General features: G+C 60.7%; 13 protein-coding genes and 1 pseudogene. 3 read left to right on the forward strand and 11 right to left on the reverse strand.

The window, feature by feature from the left end; genetic code table 11:
- Positions 1-75: 75 nt before the first annotated feature.
- The 8 genes from ACYAR8_RS07305 to ACYAR8_RS07340 form a co-directional block, all read right to left on the reverse strand.
- Entirely contained in the window at positions 76-1,440 is a 1,365-nt protein-coding gene (locus tag ACYAR8_RS07305) for an LLM class flavin-dependent oxidoreductase (RefSeq protein WP_463579500.1), read from the reverse strand.
- Positions 1,440-2,645 (reverse strand): SfnB family sulfur acquisition oxidoreductase, encoded by a 1,206-nt coding sequence (locus ACYAR8_RS07310; protein ID WP_463579513.1) that lies wholly within the window; start codon positions 2,643-2,645, stop codon positions 1,440-1,442. Before ACYAR8_RS07310 ends, ACYAR8_RS07305 begins: the two co-directional genes overlap by 1 nt.
- Positions 2,646-2,682: 37 nt before the next feature.
- Entirely contained in the window at positions 2,683-3,924 is a 1,242-nt protein-coding gene (locus ACYAR8_RS07315; RefSeq protein ID WP_463579501.1) for an SfnB family sulfur acquisition oxidoreductase, read from the reverse strand.
- Between the two features lie 496 nt (positions 3,925-4,420).
- Positions 4,421-5,155 (reverse strand): hypothetical protein, encoded by a 735-nt coding sequence (locus ACYAR8_RS07320; RefSeq protein ID WP_074890127.1) that lies wholly within the window; start codon positions 5,153-5,155, stop codon positions 4,421-4,423.
- 571 nt (positions 5,156-5,726) lie between these two features.
- Positions 5,727-6,470, reverse strand: a complete 744-nt coding sequence (tcyN, locus tag ACYAR8_RS07325; protein ID WP_074890128.1) for an L-cystine ABC transporter ATP-binding protein TcyN — start codon at positions 6,468-6,470, stop codon at positions 5,727-5,729.
- A gap of 3 nt (positions 6,471-6,473) precedes the next feature.
- Positions 6,474-7,142 carry a cystine ABC transporter permease gene (gene tcyL, locus ACYAR8_RS07330; RefSeq protein WP_074890131.1) on the reverse strand — a complete coding sequence of 223 codons (669 nt, stop codon included), beginning with the start codon at positions 7,140-7,142 and terminating at the stop codon, positions 6,474-6,476.
- On the reverse strand, positions 7,139-7,936 hold the full coding sequence (gene tcyJ / locus ACYAR8_RS07335; RefSeq protein ID WP_074890133.1) for a cystine ABC transporter substrate-binding protein: 798 nt from the start codon (positions 7,934-7,936) through the stop codon (positions 7,139-7,141). The genes tcyL and tcyJ overlap by 4 nt, the downstream gene beginning before the upstream one ends.
- Positions 7,937-8,166: 230 nt before the next feature.
- A complete protein-coding gene (locus ACYAR8_RS07340) occupies positions 8,167-9,168 on the reverse strand; it encodes a D-cysteine desulfhydrase (RefSeq protein WP_108121005.1) in 1,002 nt (333 codons plus the stop codon).
- A gap of 215 nt (positions 9,169-9,383) precedes the next feature.
- On the opposite strand from ACYAR8_RS07340, the gene epsC reads away from it, so the two are divergent.
- Both epsC and betT read left to right on the forward strand, forming a co-directional pair.
- Positions 9,384-10,328: a serine O-acetyltransferase EpsC gene (epsC, locus tag ACYAR8_RS07345; RefSeq protein WP_416148415.1), complete on the forward strand. Its 945-nt coding sequence runs from the start codon at positions 9,384-9,386 to the stop codon at positions 10,326-10,328.
- Positions 10,329-10,934: 606 nt separating this feature from the next.
- Positions 10,935-12,929 (forward strand): choline transporter BetT, encoded by a 1,995-nt coding sequence (gene betT / locus ACYAR8_RS07350; protein WP_108121006.1) that lies wholly within the window; start codon positions 10,935-10,937, stop codon positions 12,927-12,929.
- A gap of 109 nt (positions 12,930-13,038) precedes the next feature.
- Here betT and ACYAR8_RS07355 read toward each other — a convergent pair.
- Positions 13,039-13,158 (reverse strand): annotated as a pseudogene (locus ACYAR8_RS07355) (3-ketoacyl-ACP reductase); the annotation flags it as partial.
- 127 nt (positions 13,159-13,285) lie between these two features.
- On the opposite strand from ACYAR8_RS07355, the gene mgrA reads away from it, so the two are divergent.
- A complete protein-coding gene (mgrA, locus tag ACYAR8_RS07360; RefSeq protein ID WP_108121007.1) occupies positions 13,286-14,323 on the forward strand; it encodes an L-glyceraldehyde 3-phosphate reductase in 1,038 nt (345 codons plus the stop codon).
- Between the two features lie 138 nt (positions 14,324-14,461).
- On the opposite strand, the gene ntrC is transcribed toward mgrA, so the two are convergent.
- Together ntrC and glnL are read right to left on the reverse strand one after the other, a co-directional pair.
- Positions 14,462-15,898, reverse strand: a complete 1,437-nt coding sequence (gene ntrC / locus ACYAR8_RS07365; protein ID WP_074890141.1) for a nitrogen regulation protein NR(I) — start codon at positions 15,896-15,898, stop codon at positions 14,462-14,464.
- Positions 15,895-16,980: a nitrogen regulation protein NR(II) gene (gene glnL, locus ACYAR8_RS07370; protein WP_074890143.1), complete on the reverse strand. Its 1,086-nt coding sequence runs from the start codon at positions 16,978-16,980 to the stop codon at positions 15,895-15,897. Before glnL ends, ntrC begins: the two co-directional genes overlap by 4 nt.
- Between the last annotated feature and the right edge of the window lie 73 nt (positions 16,981-17,053).

Here is a 17,053-nt window from a genome sequence, read left to right on the forward strand (position 1 = left end):
AGGCGGCGGTTCAGGCACACATACGGTGGCTGACATAGCGCGTTCGTCCGGATGCGGCCCAGACCAAGCGCGCTCCTACAGGTTGGTCTGTGTTCTATAGCTCGCCCCCGCGTGCCGTTCCGGCAGTCGCGCGCCGCCTTCAAACAGCTTCTCGCGCAAGGTGCCGTGTTCGTACGCGGTCTTGTACGAGCCCCGTCGTTGCAGTTCCGGGATCACCAGGTCTATGAAATCCTCATAGCTCTCCGGAGTGACGATGCGGGTCAGGTTGAAGCCGTCCAGCCCGGTTTCGGCGATCCACGATTCCAGCTCGTCGGCGACTTGCCCGGGCGAGCCGATCAGCGTGATGTAACGGCCGCCCAGGGCGTGCTGATCGAGCAACTTCTGGCGGGTCCAGTCGTTGTTCTTGAGGATCTTCGTGGCTGACTGAATGGCGTTGCCTTTCACATGCTGGATCGGCTCGTCGAGATCGTAGTCGGCGAAGTCGATGCCGGTGGACGCGGCAAAATGCGCCAGTCCTGCCTCGGCGCTGGCGTAGGTCAGGTACTCCGCATGTTTGGCCCGCGCCGCTTCTTCGGTGGCGCCGACGATGACGTTGAGGCCCATGAACACCTTGATGTCATCCGGGTTACGGCCGGCGGCCACGGCGCTGGCGCGGGCCTTGTCGACCTGCTCGCGGGTCGCGGGTTTGTTCTGCGCGCTGATGAACACGCACTCGGCATTGCTGCCGGCGAACTGCAAACCGCGCTCGGAACTGCCGGCCTGAAACAACACCGGCGTGCGCTGCGGCGACGGCTCGCAGAGGTGATAACCCTCCACCTGATAGAACTCGCCGCTGTGCCGCACGTAATGGACCTTTTCCGGCTGCGCGTAGATGCGCGCCTGACGGTCCTCGATCACCGCGTCGTCCTCCCAACTGCCTTCCCACAGCTTGTACAACACCTCCAGGTACTCATCGGCCTGGTCGTAGCGGCGGTCGTGTTCGATCTGCTCGGTCAGGCCCATCGCGCGTGCGGCACTGTCCAGATACCCGGTGACGATGTTCCAGCCCACGCGTCCGCGCGTCAGGTGATCCAGCGTCGACATGCGCCGGGCGAACAGATACGGCGCCTCGTAGGTGAGGTTGGCCGTCAGGCCGAAGCCGAGGTTTTTGGTCACGGCGGCCATGGCGGATACCAGCAGCAACGGATCATTCACCGGCAGCTGGATCGACTCCTTCAGGGTGACGTCCACCGACTTCTGATAGACGTCATAGACCCCGACGATGTCCGCGATGAACAAACCGTCGAACAGCCCGCGCTCCAGCAACTGCGCCAGATCCGTCCAGTATTCGAGGGTCTTGTACTGGGTCGACGTGTCCCGGGGGTGGGCCCAGAAACCGTGATTGATGTGGCCGATGCAGTTCATGTTGAACGCATTGAGCAGGATCTTTTTCTTGCTCATCAGATCGTCCCCCGACGTGGCGGGTTGACGTCATTGAGGTAGTAATTGCCGATGGCGTGATACTTCCAGCGCACCGGGTCGTGCAGCGTGTGGACCCGCGCGTTGCGCCAGTGACGGTCAAGGCCGTGCTCCGCCAGCGTGGCTTGGGAACCGGCGAGTTCGAACAAGGTGCTGCCGGCCTCCAGCGAGATTTCGGTGCTGATCGCCCGTGCTTCAGCCACCGCAATCGATGCCTGTGCCAGATTTTCGGGCGTGGTCTCGGCCTGCGCCCGATCAAGGTATTCCCCGGAACGTTCGAGCAGGGCTTCGGCGGCGTGCAGACCAATGCCGAGCTTGCCGAAGCTGTGCAGCGTCAGCGGGTCATCGACGGCTTTCTCGATGCGGGAGTCGATCCATGGCCGCGTGCGCGTGCGTACGAAATGCAGCGCGTCTTCAAAGGCCGCGCGAGCGATGCCGGTGTCGATGGCGGCATGGAGGATTTGTGCGAGCGGGCCGACCGTCGTCGGGCGCTCGAACGCCGTCTGAAACGGCACCACGTCATCGGCCTCCACGTATACGTTATCGAACACCACCGAGCCGCTGCCCGTGGTGCGCTGGCCGAAGCCGCTCCAGTCGTCGATCACGCTCAGCCCGGCGGCGTTCGCGGGCACGAATGCCAGCTGCTGCACGCCATTGTCATCAACCACCGAGGTCGGTATGCGTTGGGCGTAAAGCGCGCCGGTGGCGTAGAACTTGCGACCGTTGATGCGCCAGCCGCTGCCGTCGTGGCTCAGGCGAGTAGTGCGGTCGTGGGCGGTTTTGGTGCCCAGTTCGGCCAGCGCGTTGCCGAAGCGCTGACCGGCGAGGACCTCGGCGTACAGCCGCGCCTGCTGCGCCGGGCTGCCGTTCACCCGCAGCACCTCCAACGCGTAAAAATGATTCTGCGGAATCTGCCCCAGTGAGGCGTCGGCGGCGGAGATGATGCGAATGACGTCGGCCAGGGTGACACTGGACACGCCTGCGCCACCAAAGGCCTTCGGCACGCTGATGCCCCACAGCCCCGAGCGGGAAAACGCTTCCAGTTCCTTATGGGGCAGGCGACGTTCACGGTCACGGGTGACGCTCTGTTGTTTGAAATCTTCCGCCAGCGTGCGGGCGATGCGCAGCGCCTCGGCGTCGTCACGAATGATCGCGGTCACGGCGGTCGCCTGCGTGCCACGCGGCAAGGTTTGAAGGCTCATAGGTGTGCTTCCAGTGCTCTGGTTATATCCAGGAATGACGGGCAGGCAGGGTGCCGTTCAGGTGCCAGGCGCCGACGGCGTGAACCTTCCAGCGCACCGGGTCGTGGAGGGTGTGAACCCGCGCGTTGCGCCAGTGACGATCAAGATTGAATTCGGCCAGCGTCGCGCGACTGCCCGAGAGCTCGAACAGTTTTTCACTGGCGAGCAGGGCGATCTGTGTGGTCAGCACCTTGGCTTCGGCGACCACTATGGAGGCCCGCGCCGCGGAGTGTTCGTCGATGGGCGCCGCAGAGATTTCATCCAGCGCGCGGCCAGCCCTGCGCAACAGTGCTTCGGCGGCGTGCAGTTCGAGCTTCAACTTGCCGATGTCGGCGATCACATAGGGATCATCGCCAGCACGTTCGACATTGGCGTCGATCCACGGGCGTGAACGCTCGCGCACAAAACGAATGCTTTCGTCGATGGCTTCCCGGGCAATGCCTGCATCAATGGCTGCTTGAATCAGCTGCGAGACCGCCCCCTGAATGTTCGGCGCCAGGCCCAGCTTCCAGTTATCAACGACCAACTCACCACTCACGCGCACGTTTTCCAGCAGGACGCTGCCGCTGGCGGTGGTGCGCTGACCGAAGCCGGACCAGTCGTCGATGATGTGCAGCCCCGGTGTCCCGCGCGGCACAAACACCAGCACCTGTTTGCCGTCGTCATTGATGGCCTTGACCGCCACCCAATGGGCGAACAGCGCGCCCGTCGAGTAGAACTTGCGGCCGTTGAGCAAAAAATGATCACCGTCGGCGGTCAGGCGCGTTCGGATGTCTAGGGTATTTTTTGTCCCGCGCTCGGGACCGCCATTGCCGATGCGTGCGCCGCCGAGAACGCTGGCGAAGAGGGTGTGTTTCTGCGCCTCGGTTGCGCTGCCAAGCAGCGAATAGAGGATGCCGAAGTGGTTCTGTGGAACCTGGCCGACTGCAGGGTCAGCCGCCGACAGGATGGCGAAAACCTCGGCCACTGTGACGAATGACACTTGTGGCCCGCCACAGGCGCGCGGCACCGAGATGCTGCCCAGACCACTGCGGGTAAACAGCTCGATTTCCGACCAGGGCAATTGCCGCTCGCGGTCTCGCGTGGCGGCCTGGGTGCGCACGACGGCGGCCAGCTCATGGGCCGCCGCAATGGCGTCAGCGTCATTGTGCAGTACGTTGGCAGGGAGCAGGGGAGGAGCCACGTCCAGGGTGTGCTGGACAGGAAGGGCGTTCAGATCAGTCATGGTGGTGACCTTCACGAGCGCGAGCACTGGGGTCGTTGTGCTTGACCATTCGAACCTCGAATCAATACCGCGTTGGCGGCGAGAAAATTGACGATGGTCCGGTGGTCCGGTGCATATACCCTAAGCGTGTATAAAAATTAAATAAACTCACATTTAGGAATAAGCATAGAAGGCTAAATGGCGGCGGCCGTCGCCAGTGCCGTGGCTTGGGTGTAGGTCAGGCATGAGCCGAAGGCCAGCGCGAGAATCATGTACTTGACGATATGTCTGCAGGGCATGGCGAACACCTCGTGAAGGGTTTCACCGCAGGCTAGCACCTCGTTTTCCCGCGGCGAGGGGGCAAGCTGTAGGACGCTGTTGCAGATGATGTGGGAAGTTTCTTCTCCGGGGCAGATCTGTGGAGTCGTTCACGATTGCAAGACGGAAGGCGGTGGGCGGCAGACCTGTCGCAGCGCGCCAATGGTGCGCCGCGACAACATTCTGGACAGGGCCGATATCAAGCTTCGGCCCCATCGATCACCTCGGTCGATACCTTGATCAGCCGCGCCGGCGCCCAGCGCGAGTTATTGCCAACCCGGTCAATCACACAGTAGCTCACCTCCAGATGAGGATCCTCGCCGGCCTCGCGCACCAATGCCGCCGGTACATCAACGATTAAGGGCTTGCCGACGTCGTCCTGTGTGAGCGCTGGCAGGTCCAGGCGCAGGTCGCCCCAGCGCAGGGTGATCTCATCGTAGGCATCCATGTTGGGATAAGCGTCAAGAGTGAGTTGAACGCCCTCATCGAAGTGGCGGGCAGTCAAACCGTCCTGCATGAGCGACTCGGCGAAGGTCACCGGTGCCAGTCCCTGATTCTCATCGTCCTCGCCGCTGACCAATTGACCGCCGGGAGTCTCCAGTTTGACCCACAGCTTGGCGCCAGGAGATTTAATGGGTTCGCTGCCAATCTTGGTAACGCGATAGTAGGTTTTAACTTTTCCACTTCGAAGAAAACTTTCGGGTACATGTAGGACGGATGTGTGCCCGATGTCGGACTCCGATAAAAGTTTTGACGCGGCATAACAGCCTCCCCAAAACAATTCGATCAAGTCACCGCAGTCCATCTCTGGCCAGGGGTCGATGTGTACCTGCAGATCGGCCGCCGCAAGGGCGCCAATCCCGTGCTTGTTCGACTGCGGAAGATAGGGGGCCATCAACTTGAAAGACTGCGTCATTACTGGGGTATGGATCATCTTTTAATACTCTTCGAATGTGTGCCTGGATCAAGGCAAGTCAGGTGATTAATTCATCGCAACTGCAACGTGGAAACGACTGGCACTAGTACACGCCGGGACGCACAGGCATGGCAAACATTACAAACGGTGGCAATTAGTGGGTTGCCGTTTTGAAAAGAAAATAGACAGAGAGCGATTTCAGCTAATTGTGTTGCGGTGTTTGTGTCAACGGCATTCAAGTTTTTAAAGTGTGTGTGAAGCAAATGCAGAAAGTTCCTACAGTCGGGCGTTGGTTATGAGAGGGAGTTCCGACTGTGGTCCTACCTGAGCCGCCGGGCGCGCCCTGTTCTGCGACCGGAAGGCGGATGAAAAGTGTCAGCGGCAGTTATTTACGGGCGAAGAAATGGTCAATCTACGTTGCGGGGAAGCGGGGAGAGTGAGCGCTGTTCGTATAGAAAAAATAGATAGATGGGTGACGCTTAACCGGCATCGAAACAGTGGGACTTTTAGTGAATCAACGCTTTTCTAAATATGAACGGCAAAGAAAACGGCGCCTGTTGGCGCCGTTTTGAACACATAACGTGTCGGACTAATTCCTGCTGCGTTCAAGAAACTGCCTTGTGCGTTCCTCTTTGGGGTTGGCGAACAGCTCTTTCGCCTCACCCTGCTCAACGATGACGCCCTTGTCGATGAAGATCACCCGGTTGGCGACATCCCGCGCGAAGCTCATCTCGTGAGTCACGATCACCATCGTGCGTTTCTCCAGGGCCAGGGCGTGAATGGTATTCAGCACCTCGCCCACCAGCTCGGGATCCAGCGCCGACGTCGGTTCATCGAACAGAATGACCTCCGGCTCCATAGCCAGCGCACGGGCAATCGCCACGCGCTGTTGTTGGCCGCCGGACAGACGACGCGGATAGGCGTCCTCTTTGCCCGCGAGGCCGACTTTCGCCAACAGCGCGCGGCCCAGCTCGATGGCCTGCTCGCGCGGCATCTTCTTGACCACGGTCGGGCCTTCGATGACGTTTTCCAGCGCGGTGCGATGGGGGAACAGATTGAAGTTCTGGAAGACGAACCCGACGTGCTGGCGCAGTTGCCGGATCAGTCCCTGCTGCTGGCTCAGCGGGCGGCTCAAATCGACTTTGATGTCGCCCACGACAATGCTGCCGCTCGTAGGTACTTCCAGCAGATTCAGGCAGCGCAACAGGGTGGTTTTGCCTGAGCCGCTAGGCCCGATAATCGCCACCACCTCGCCAGGCTCGACCTTCAGGTCAATGCCCTTGAGCACTTCGTTGCCCTTGAATTGCTTGGTCAGTTTTTCAACCGTGATCATGCCTCAGGACTCCACATCGTGGCGGTTGGCCCGTGCTTCCAGGCGATTTTGAAAATGCGCCAGGATGCTGCACAGCACCCAGTAGATCACCGCAACGGTGAAGTACATGGTGAAAATTTCCAGCGTCCGCGAAGAGATCAACTGCGCCTGGCGGAACACTTCCGGCACCTGAATGGTGGCGGCCATCGCCGTGTCCTTGACCAGCGAAATGAAGCTGTTGCCCAGTGGCGGCAATGCGGTGCGTGCCGCTTGCGGCAAGATGGCGCGGCGCATGGTCTGGGCGCGCGTCATGCCGATGCTCGCAGCGGCTTCCCATTGCCCTCGGTCCACCGAAGCAATCGCGGCCCGAAGGATTTCGCAGGCATACGCGGCCATGTTCAGCGACAGGCCGATCAGCGCTGCGGTGATCGCGTCCAGTTCGATGCCCAGGTCCGGCAGGCCGTAATAGATCATGAACAGCTGGACGAGAAGCGGTGTGCCGCGGAAGAACGACACATAAACCCTGGCAACCGCACTGATGACCCAGATCTTCGACAGACGCATCAGTGCCAGGCCGAAGCCCAGCACCAATCCGAAAAACATCGACCCCAGGCTCAAGCCCACCGTGTAATACGCACCCTTGAGCAGAAAGGGCGCGGAGTCCAGCGCGAGCTGAAGGCTCTCTGGGATCATTTGGTCACGTCAGCCTTGAAGTACTTGTCCGACAGCTTGGCGAGAGTGCCGTCCGCGCGCAGCTTGTCGATGGCCTTGTTGATCGCGTCCAGCAGTTCAGGCTCGCCCTTGCGCAGTGCAACGCCGGATTCCTGACGAGAGAACGCTTCGCCGGAGACAGCCAGTTTGTCCTTGGTCTTGGCGACCAGTTCCAGTGCCGCAAGGCGGTCAACGAGGATGGCGTCGATGCGGCCGACACGCAGATCCTGATACTTGGTCGGATCATCGTCGTAGGTTTTGACGATGGCATCAGGCACGTTGGCTTTCAGCCACTCTTCGTAGTTGGTGCCCAGGCCGACGCCGACTTTCTTGCCTTTCAGGTCGGCAGCCGTTTTGATCACGCCGACGTCTTTGGTCTGCACCAACGCTTGAATGCCCGACACGGTGTAGGGTTCGGAGAAGTCGTACTTTTTCTTGCGCTCGTCGGAGATGGTCACCTGGTTGATCACGACATCCAGACGCTTGGATTCCAGCGCGGCCAGAATGCCAGCCCACGGCGTGGCTTGCAGTTTGACCTTGACGCCCAGCTCCTTGGCCAGTGCTTCGGAGAACTCGACTTCAAAGCCGGTCAGTTTGCCGTCTTCACCCACGAAGCTGAACGGGGGATAAGTGCCTTCCAGGCCGACATTAAGGGTTCCATTCTTTTTGATCGTTGCCAGCTGTTCGCCAGCGATGGCCTGGCTGACCAGGCCGGTGCCCAGCACCAGGCTGAAGGCCGACAACAGAAAGGTGCGGCGGATTGCAGACATGTTCATGAAAGACCCCTGTTTTAATTGGAATGTCAGGCAAGTATCAGACCCGACGAAGCTACGTTGGCATCACGCGTTTATCCAGCTTTTTCAGTCGCCTGCGTGGTGCTGCGCGCCGGCTGGCGGCGATCATAAGACCCGAAGCGAGGCATGAAAAATAATAAAAAGCGGATTGCTTATCAGTTTTTAGAATATAGCGCCCGCATCACCATTTGAGCGGGCGAGTGACGAAGGCTCTATTTCGCCGAGAAGACGTCCTGATACGCAAACAAGGCAGGCGCGCCGCCGGTGTGGAGAAAGACGATCGGCCCGTCTTCAAAGCGCTGCCGGCCAATGCCGTCGAGCAGGCCGGCCATGGCCTTGCCGGTGTAGACCGGGTCCAGCAGCAACCCTTCATGACTGGCCACCAGCCGGATTGCGGCCAACGTGCCGGCATTTGGCTCGCCGTAGCGGGGGCCAAAGTACTCATCCCACAGCTGCACCTTGAACGCGGCCGGCAATGATTCGCCCAGCAGTTCGACGGTTTGCTCGGCCAGGCGCTGAACCTTGGGCGCCTGGGTTTCTTCCGGGCGCGACACGGTCACGCCTATCACCGGCAGCTCGGGCAGTTCTTCAGCCAATGCGAGTGCCAGGCCGCTGTGGGTGCCGGCACTGCCGGACGCGAGCACGACGGCTGCGAATGACAGGCCGCTTTGCTTGATCTGCTCGGCCAGTTCAAAACCGGCCTGCACGTAACCCAGTGCGCCGAGGGCATTCGAACCGCCGATCGGCACCAGGTACGGCTTCTTGCCGCTCATACGCAGTCGGCTGGCCAGGGCTTGCAATTGGTCGTCGGCATTGTCGAGGTTCTCGACCAGCTCGACCTTGGTATCGAACAAGTCCAGCAGCAGGCGATTGCCGTTGCCCAGGTAATTGCTGTCGTCGGTTGCAATCGGGTTTTCCAGCAGGGCGACACAGCCCAGGCCAAGGCGGGCGGCGAGGGCAGCGGTTTGGCGCACATGGTTGGACTGAATGGCGCCCGCGGTGATCAGCGTGTCGCACCCTTGAGCCAGGGCGTCAGCCGCGAGGTATTCCAGCTTGCGCAGCTTGTTGCCGCCCATGGCCAGCGGCGTGATGTCGTCGCGTTTCACGTAAATGTCGCGGCCGGCCCAGGTCGAAAGGCGTTCGAGCTTTTCAAAAGGTGTCGGACCGCCGAGCAATTCCAGACGATTAAAACGGGCGAGCTGTTGTTTGATCATGGTGGCGTCGACAGGTCTGCAATTGAGTCGCAGGACTATAGGCAGACGTTTCCTACAGGGCAACCGCCCGCCGTCCTTGGCCCCCTGCGCAAAAGCCCCACGAAAATAGTTATTTTTTTGCCGCGAATGGATGTCGTAGAGTGATTCCACTTCGGCCGTTACAGCCTGACTCGCCGTTGAATTGAGGAGAAATCTGCGTGAGCACTATTCCCGACCTGTCCCCGGAATCCTGCGCCGAGGGCGTGACCGGCCACTGGCAATTGCAGCGGATTGTGGGCGAATTGCGCGCCGCGCGTGATGACTGGCGTACCAGCAACGGCCGAATCAGCGGCGAGAAGGGCGGCCGCGAGCTGCCTTCCCGCGAGGCCATGCGCGACATTCTCGATGCGCTGTGCGGCGCGCTGTTTCCGATGCGGCTGGGCCCGGTGGACCTGCGCGAAGAGAGCGAGGACTTCTACGTCGGCCATACCCTCGACGTGGCGTTGAATTCCTTGCTCGACCAGGCGCGGCTTGAACTGCGCTACGCCGCGCGACAGAAAGGCCAGGATGCCAGTTGCGCGGACGTGCATGCCGAGCGGCTGATTCAGGATTTCGCCAGCGCGCTGCCGACCATTCGCCGCATCCTGGATACCGATGTGCTGGCGGCGTATCACGGTGACCCCGCCGCGCGCAGTGTCGATGAGGTGTTGCTCTGCTACCCGGGCATTCTGGCGGTGATTCACCATCGCCTGGCCCACCACCTGTATCACAACGGTTTGCCCTTGCTTGCACGCATCAGCGCCGAACTGGCCCATTCTGCGACCGGCATCGATATTCATCCCGGCGCGCAGATCGGCCCGAGCTTCTTCATCGATCACGGGACAGGCGTGGTAATTGGGGAGACCGCCATCATCGGCGAGCGCGTGCGCATTTATCAGGCGGTCACGCTGGGCGCCAAACGCTTCCCCTCCGATGAGGATGGTCAGTTGCTCAAAGGCCATGCGCGCCACCCGATCGTCGAAGACGATGTGGTGATCTATGCCGGCGCCACGATTCTGGGGCGCATCACCATTGGCAAGGGCTCGACCATTGGCGGCAACGTGTGGCTCACGCGCGGCGTCCCGGCGGGCAGCAACGTCAATCAGGCGAGTCTGCAGCACGAGGACGGCTGTCCGAAGTAGCCGTTCATATCCCAACTCCAAGGGCGCGCGCACTGGCCTCTTCCCGGCTAAAGCCGGTCCCACTAATTGACCGCGTACATCGTGTGGGACCGGCTTCAGCCGGAAAGGCGTCAGTCGTCATGTCGCAAATCTTCGGGCGCGCACACTGGCCTCTTCCCGGCTAAAGCCGGTCCCACTAATTGACCGCGTACATCGTGTGGGACCGGCTTCAGTCGGGAAGGCGTCAGTCGTCATGTCGCAAATCTTCGGGTGCGCACGCTGGCCTCTTCCCGGCTAAAGCCGGTCCCACTAATTGACCGCGTACACCTTGTGGACCGGCTTCAGCCGGGAAGGCGTCAGTCGTCATATCGCCGAGCCTCCCACAATTTATTCAGTGCTTTGAAAACCCTCCCGAACCCACGGAACGAAAGGCTTTCGTTGTCCGTCCTACCCTCGCCTGAGTGAGCGTCACGCCACTGTGCATTAGTCTCCGGCCGTCTTTTCGTGTTTTAATTGAACGTTCAATCAAGTTAAACCGGTGGTTCGCTGCCCGCTGATCTCAGGAGGCCTACCTTTGCCGCATACACGTTGCATGATCGATCCCATCGCCCGCTCGGCGGTATTCATATGAATAATTCGAGCGCCCCGAACAGCACCTCCGTTCGCATGAACGGCCCTGTTTTCTACTTTGCCGCCAGCTTCATCCTGATCTTCGGACTGGTGGTCGTCGCCTTCCCGGAAGCATCGGGCGCCTGGTTGCTCGCCGCGCAGAACTGGGCCGCCAACACCGTTGGCTGGTATTACATGCTGGCCATGACCCTGTATCTGTTGTTCGTGGTGGTTACCGCGATTTCAGGCTACGGCAAGATCAAGCTCGGCGCTGACCACGACGAACCCGAGTTCAGCTACCTGTCCTGGGCCGGGATGTTGTTCGCCGCCGGGATCAGCATCACGCTGTTCTTTTTCTGTGTGTCCGAGCCGCTGACCCATATGCTGCAGCCGCCTCAAGGCGAAGGCGGGACCACCCAATCGGCGCGTCAAGCCATGCAGCTGCTGTTTCTGCATTGGGGCCTGCATGGCTGGGGCGTGTTCGCGTTCGTCGGCATGGCACTGGCCTACTTCGCGTATCGCCATAACCTGCCGCTGGCATTGCGTTCAGCGCTGTATCCGCTGATCGGCAAGCGCATCAACGGCCCCATAGGCTATGCGGTCGATGGCTTCGGCATTATCGCCACCATCTTCGGCCTCGGTGCCGACATGGGCTTTGGCGTATTGCACCTGAACTCCGGGCTGGACTACCTGTTCAACGTGCCGCACACCCAATGGATTCAGGTAGGTTTGATCACCCTGATGATGGGCGCGGCAATCCTGGTGGCCATTGCGGGCGTCGACAAAGGCGTGCGCGTCATGTCCGACATCAACATGCTGCTGGCCTGCGCGCTGCTGCTGTTCGTGTTGTTTGCCGGACCCACCCAGCACCTGCTCAATACGCTGGTGCAGAACATCGGCGATTACCTCGGCGCGTTGCCGGTCAAAAGCTTCGACGTCTACGCGTACGACGGCCCGAGTGACTGGCTGGGCGGCTGGACCGTGTTCTATTGGGCGTGGTGGATTGCCTGGTCGCCGTTTGTGGGTCTGTTCATTGCGCGTATCTCCCGTGGTCGCACCATTCGCGAATTCGTCTGCGGTGTGCTGCTGATCCCGTTGGGCTTTACGTTGGCCTGGATGTCGATCTTTGGTAACAGCGCCATCGACCTGGTGCTGAACCACGGCATGGCGGCATTGGGGCAATCGGCTATCGACGATCCGTCGATGACCCTGTATCTGATGCTGCAGACATACCCGTGGAGCCGAACGGTCATTGCCGTGACGGTGTTCATCAGCTTTGTGTTCTTCGTGACCTCGGCTGACTCCGGCACTGTGGTGCTGTCGACGCTGTCCGCCAAAGGCGGCAGCCCGGACGAAGACGGCCCGAAATGGCTGCGGGTGTTCTGGGGCGTGATGACTGCGCTGATCACCAGCGGCTTGCTGTTCTCGGGCAGCATCGATGCGCTGAAGTCAGCGGTGGTACTGACCTCGTTGCCGTTCTCCCTGATTCTATTGCTGATGATGTGGGGCCTGCACAAGGCGTTCTACATGGAGTCCCAGCGCAAGATCGCGCAGCTCTATTCACTGGCACCGGTCTCCGGATCCCGGCGCGGCGGCTGGCGTCAGCGTCTGACCCAGGCGGTGGCATTCCCGTCCCGTGATGAGGTTTACCGCTTCCTCGATCAGACCGTGCGCCCGGCGATTGAAGAAGTGACGGCAGTGTTCGTCGAGAAGGGTCTGACCGTCGTGACTCAGCCGGATCCGGCCAACGACACCGTGGGGCTGGAAATCGGCCACGGTGAAGAGCGTCCGTTCGTGTACCAGGTGACCATGCGTGGCTACTTCACGCCGTCCTTTGCGCGCGGCGGCATGGGCTCCAAACAGCTCAACAACCGCCGTTACTACCGCGCCGAAGTGCACTTGAGTGAGGGCAGCCAGGACTACGACCTGGTCGGTTACACCAAAGAACAGGTCATCAACGACATCCTCGACCAGTACGAGCGCCACATGCAGTTCCTGCACTTGGTGCGTTGAGGCTGTTTGTTTTGTAGGAACACGCGTGCCCGCGACGGCGTCGTGTCAGTCACCTGACCGGACTGACACGAAATCTTCGCGGGCACGCTGGCTTCTGCAATTCGGTTTTTTACGGCAAGCCACCATTCGCTCGCACCACCTGCCCATTCACCCGGCATGAATCCGGGCTTGCGCAGCAGAAAACGACGTAGGCGATGGCTTCCGGCTGACCTAACCGCTGCAACGGCGGATGTTGGTCAGGTGCTGGAAAGGGTGGCATCCGTCCGCTCGTGTGAACCCCCTCGTCCCAGAGAAATCCGAGTAATCTCACGGGTTCGTTATGTGACCTGACTTCCATACAAGAAAGAGAGGACTGGATGACTTACATCGCTGCCGAAAACCGTTATGAACGCATTCCCTATCGTCGCGTAGGCCGCAGCGGCCTTGTGCTGCCAGCGCTCTCCATGGGCTTGTGGCACAACTTCGGAGACAGCACGCCGATCGACACCCAGCGCGCCATGCTGCGCACGGCCTTCGATCTGGGTATCAACCATTTCGACCTCGCCAACAACTATGGCCCGCCCTACGGCAGTGCCGAGATCAACTTCGGCCGTCTGCTTAAAGAAGACTTCAAGCAGTACCGCGACGAGCTGATCATTTCCAGCAAAGCCGGCTGGGACATGTGGCCGGGGCCTTACGGTCAGGGCGGTGGATCGCGCAAGTACGTGCTCGCCAGCCTCGACCAGAGCCTGCAGCGCATGGGGCTGGACTACGTCGATATTTTCTATTCCCACCGCTTTGACCCGGACACCCCGCTGGAAGAGACCGCGAGCGCACTGGCCACTGCTGTGCAGCAGGGCAAGGCACTGTATATCGGGATTTCGTCATATTCGGGCGCGAAAACCCGGGAAATCGCAGGCCTGCTGAAAGAGTGGAAAGTGCCGCTGCTGATTCATCAGCCGGCCTATAACCTGCTCAATCGCTGGGTGGAAAAAGACCTGCTGGACACCACCGAAGAACTCGGCTCGGGCGTCATCGCCTTCACCGCACTGGCCCAAGGGCTGCTGTCGGACAAATACCTGAACGGCATTCCCAAGGATGCACGGGTCAACCGTCCCGGTGGCGGCTCGCTCCAGGCGGCGCATTTGTCGGATCAGAACATCGAGCACGTGCGTGCGCTGAACGAGATTGCCAAGCGTCGTGGCCAGAGCCTGGCGCAGATGGCACTGGCCTGGACGCTGCGCGATCCACGCGTCACCTCTGCGCTGATCGGTGCAAGCCGCCCGGAGCAGATCATCGAGAACGTTGGCGCCCTGGACAATCTTGAGTTCAGTCAGGAAGAACTGGCCGAGATCGACCGGTTTGCGGTGGAAGGCGGGATCAACCTGTGGGAGAAGCCGTCTTCGGCTGAGTGACGCTGGGGCTGTGGGAGCCGGCTTGCTGGCGAACTCAACACGTCAGGCGACGTTTCTATCGTTGACACCGTTCCGTTCGCCAGCAACCCGGCTCCTACAATTTCAGGTCTAGCCCATCAATACACGGGCTGCATCCGTTCAGCCCTCATCACCCTCGTCATCATCTCCACCATCGATCTTCATGCCCAATTCCTTGATCTTGCGGGTCAAGGTGTTGCGGCCCCAGCCCAGCAGCACGGCGGCGTCGCGACGACGGCCGGCGGTGTGCTTGAGCGCGGTCTCGATCATGATGCGTTCGAATGTCGGCACGGCGCTGTCCAGCAGGCTGGATTGGCCGCGTGCCAGCGCTTGATCGGCCCATTGGCGCAGCGCTTGTTCCCAGTTGGTTACCGGAGCAGCGTCCTGCGGCAGGCTCAGCAGTTCAGGCGGCAGATCGCTGACATGCACTTCGCGACCCGACGCCATCACGGTGATCCAGCGGCAGGTGTTTTCCAGCTGACGGACGTTGCCCGGCCACGGCAGGTGCTTGAGGTACTCCTCTGTTTCCGCCTTTAGCAGCTTCGGCTCAACCGCCAGTTCCTGCGCAGCGCGGCTGAGGAAGTGGCGTGCCAGCGTCGGAATGTCTTCGCGACGGTCGGACATGCGCGGGATGTGGATGCGGATTACGTTCAGGCGGTGGAACAAGTCTTCGCGGAACTTGCCGGCCTGGACCAGCGTTTCCAGATTCTGGTGGGTCGCCGCAATGATGCGCACGTCGACTTTGACCGGCACATGCCCGCCAACCCGGTAGAACTCGCCGTCAGCCAGCACGCGCAGCAGTCGGGTCTGGGTGTCGGCCGGCATATCGCCGATTTCATCGAGAAACAGCGTGCCACCGTCTGCCTGCTCGAAACGCCCGCGCCGCAGGTTCGCTGCGCCAGTGAACGCGCCTTTTTCATGGCCGAACAGCTCGGACTCCATCAAGTCTTTCGGAATCGCCGCCATGTTCAGCGCAATGAACGGCGACGCCGAACGCGGGCTGTGGCGGTGCAGGGCGTGGGCAACCAGCTCTTTACCGGTCCCGGATTCGCCGTTGATCAGCACGGTGATGTTGGAGTGGCTCAAGCGGCCGATGGCACGAAACACCTCCTGCATTGCCGGTGCTTCACCGATGATTTCCGGGGTGCGGGTCAGGGTGGGTGGAACGGCCAGGCCTTGCTGCTCCTGGGCGTGCTGATTGGCGCGTTTGACCAGCGAAACGGCTTCGTCGACGTCGAACGGCTTGGGCAGGTACTCGAAGGCACCGCCCTGATAGGACGCCACGGCGCTGTCGAGGTCCGAGTGCGCGGTCATGATGATGACCGGCAGGCGCGGATGCTGTTCACGGATGCGCGCCAGCAGGTCCAGGCCGCTGGCGCCGGGCATGCGGATATCGGAAATGATCACATCCGGTTGCTGGCGGGCCAGCCGGCTCATCACGCCATCGGCGCTGTCGAAACTTTGCGTGGTCATGCCCTCTTGCTGCAGGGCTTTCTCCAGTACCCAGCGGATGGAACGGTCGTCATCGACGATCCAGACAGTTTCACTACGGCTCATGTCGACGCTGCTCCTTGTTCCAGCGGCAGGAAGATCGAGAATGTTGTATGGCCAGGGTGGCTATCACACTCGATCAGCCCCTGGTGCTGACTGATGATGTTCTGAGTAATGGCAAGGCCCAGCCCGGTGCCATCCGGGCGGCCGCTGACCATGGGATAAAAAATGGTTTCTTGCAGCTCCGGCGGAATGCCCGGGCCGTTGTCGATGATTTCGATCTTGCTGACCAGACGATGGCGCACGTGGCCGATGGTGAACTGGCGCATGGCGCGAGTGCGCAGGCTGATACGGCCCAGACGCAGCTCGTTCTGGCTGCTGATGGCCTGCATGGCATTGCGCACGATATTGAGCACCGCCTGAATCATCTGCTCGCGGTCGATCAGCACATCGGGAATGCTCGGATCGTAGTCGCGCACGATGGTGATGCATCCCTGACTTTCGGCTTCTACCAGACTGCACACGCGCTCGAGCACTTCATGCACGTTGGTCATCGCCAGCATCGGCAACTTGTTCGAGCCCAGCATGCGGTCGACCAGATTACGCAGACGGTCGGCCTCTTCGATGATGACGTTGGTGTAGTCCTTGAGACTCTCCTCCGGTAGCTCGCGTGCCAGCAACTGTGCGGCGCCGCGAATCCCGCCGAGGGGGTTCTTGATTTCATGGGCCAGGCCACGCACCAGCATCTTGGTGGTTTCCTGCTTGGACAGCTGAGCCTCTTCCTTGGTGATCCGCAGCAAGCGATCACGGGGATGGACTTCCAGCAGCAGCATGGTCTCGGCTTGGGAAAGGATCGGCGTTACGGCGTAATCGACCGTCAGCGTCTGGCCGGTGAGTGCGGTCAGCATCGCTTCACGCTTGGTAAACGGATGGGCCTGTTCGACGGCCTGGCGAAGCGAGCTGAGCGCTTCGGCAGATTCGGTGAACAGCTCGCTGATAAATTGTCCGTGACTGCGCTGGCCGCTGATGGCCAGCAGCATTTCAGCGGCAGGATTCATGTACTCGAGGCGCAGGTCCGAGTTGAGCAGAATCGTGGCAGTGGTCAGGTTGTCGAGTAACAACCGATGCAACGCATCGCTGATAGTCATGAATCCCGGTGACCTCTTTTGGCTCTATGCACACGGGCTGGGCCGTTGGTGCAGGCTCTGATTGGTCTTTGCC

It is taken from the genome of Pseudomonas sp. HP_01 (assembly GCF_055284355.1).

Coding starts and splice junctions, on each gene's coding strand:
- betT (WP_108121006.1), top strand. CDS start 10,935: ATGAATAATTCGAGCGCCCCGAACAGCACCTCCGTTCGCATGAACGGC.
- ACYAR8_RS07320 (WP_074890127.1), bottom strand. CDS start 5,155: ATGATCCATACCCCAGTAATGACGCAGTCTTTCAAGTTGATGGCCCCC.
- ntrC (WP_074890141.1), bottom strand. CDS start 15,898: ATGAGCCGTAGTGAAACTGTCTGGATCGTCGATGACGACCGTTCCATC.
- ACYAR8_RS07315 (WP_463579501.1), bottom strand. CDS start 3,924: ATGACTGATCTGAACGCCCTTCCTGTCCAGCACACCCTGGACGTGGCT.
- ACYAR8_RS07305 (WP_463579500.1), bottom strand. CDS start 1,440: ATGAGCAAGAAAAAGATCCTGCTCAATGCGTTCAACATGAACTGCATC.
- ACYAR8_RS07340 (WP_108121005.1), bottom strand. CDS start 9,168: ATGATCAAACAACAGCTCGCCCGTTTTAATCGTCTGGAATTGCTCGGC.
- tcyJ (WP_074890133.1), bottom strand. CDS start 7,936: ATGAACATGTCTGCAATCCGCCGCACCTTTCTGTTGTCGGCCTTCAGC.
- mgrA (WP_108121007.1), top strand. CDS start 13,286: ATGACTTACATCGCTGCCGAAAACCGTTATGAACGCATTCCCTATCGT.
- tcyL (WP_074890131.1), bottom strand. CDS start 7,142: ATGATCCCAGAGAGCCTTCAGCTCGCGCTGGACTCCGCGCCCTTTCTG.
- tcyN (WP_074890128.1), bottom strand. CDS start 6,470: ATGATCACGGTTGAAAAACTGACCAAGCAATTCAAGGGCAACGAAGTG.
- glnL (WP_074890143.1), bottom strand. CDS start 16,980: ATGACTATCAGCGATGCGTTGCATCGGTTGTTACTCGACAACCTGACC.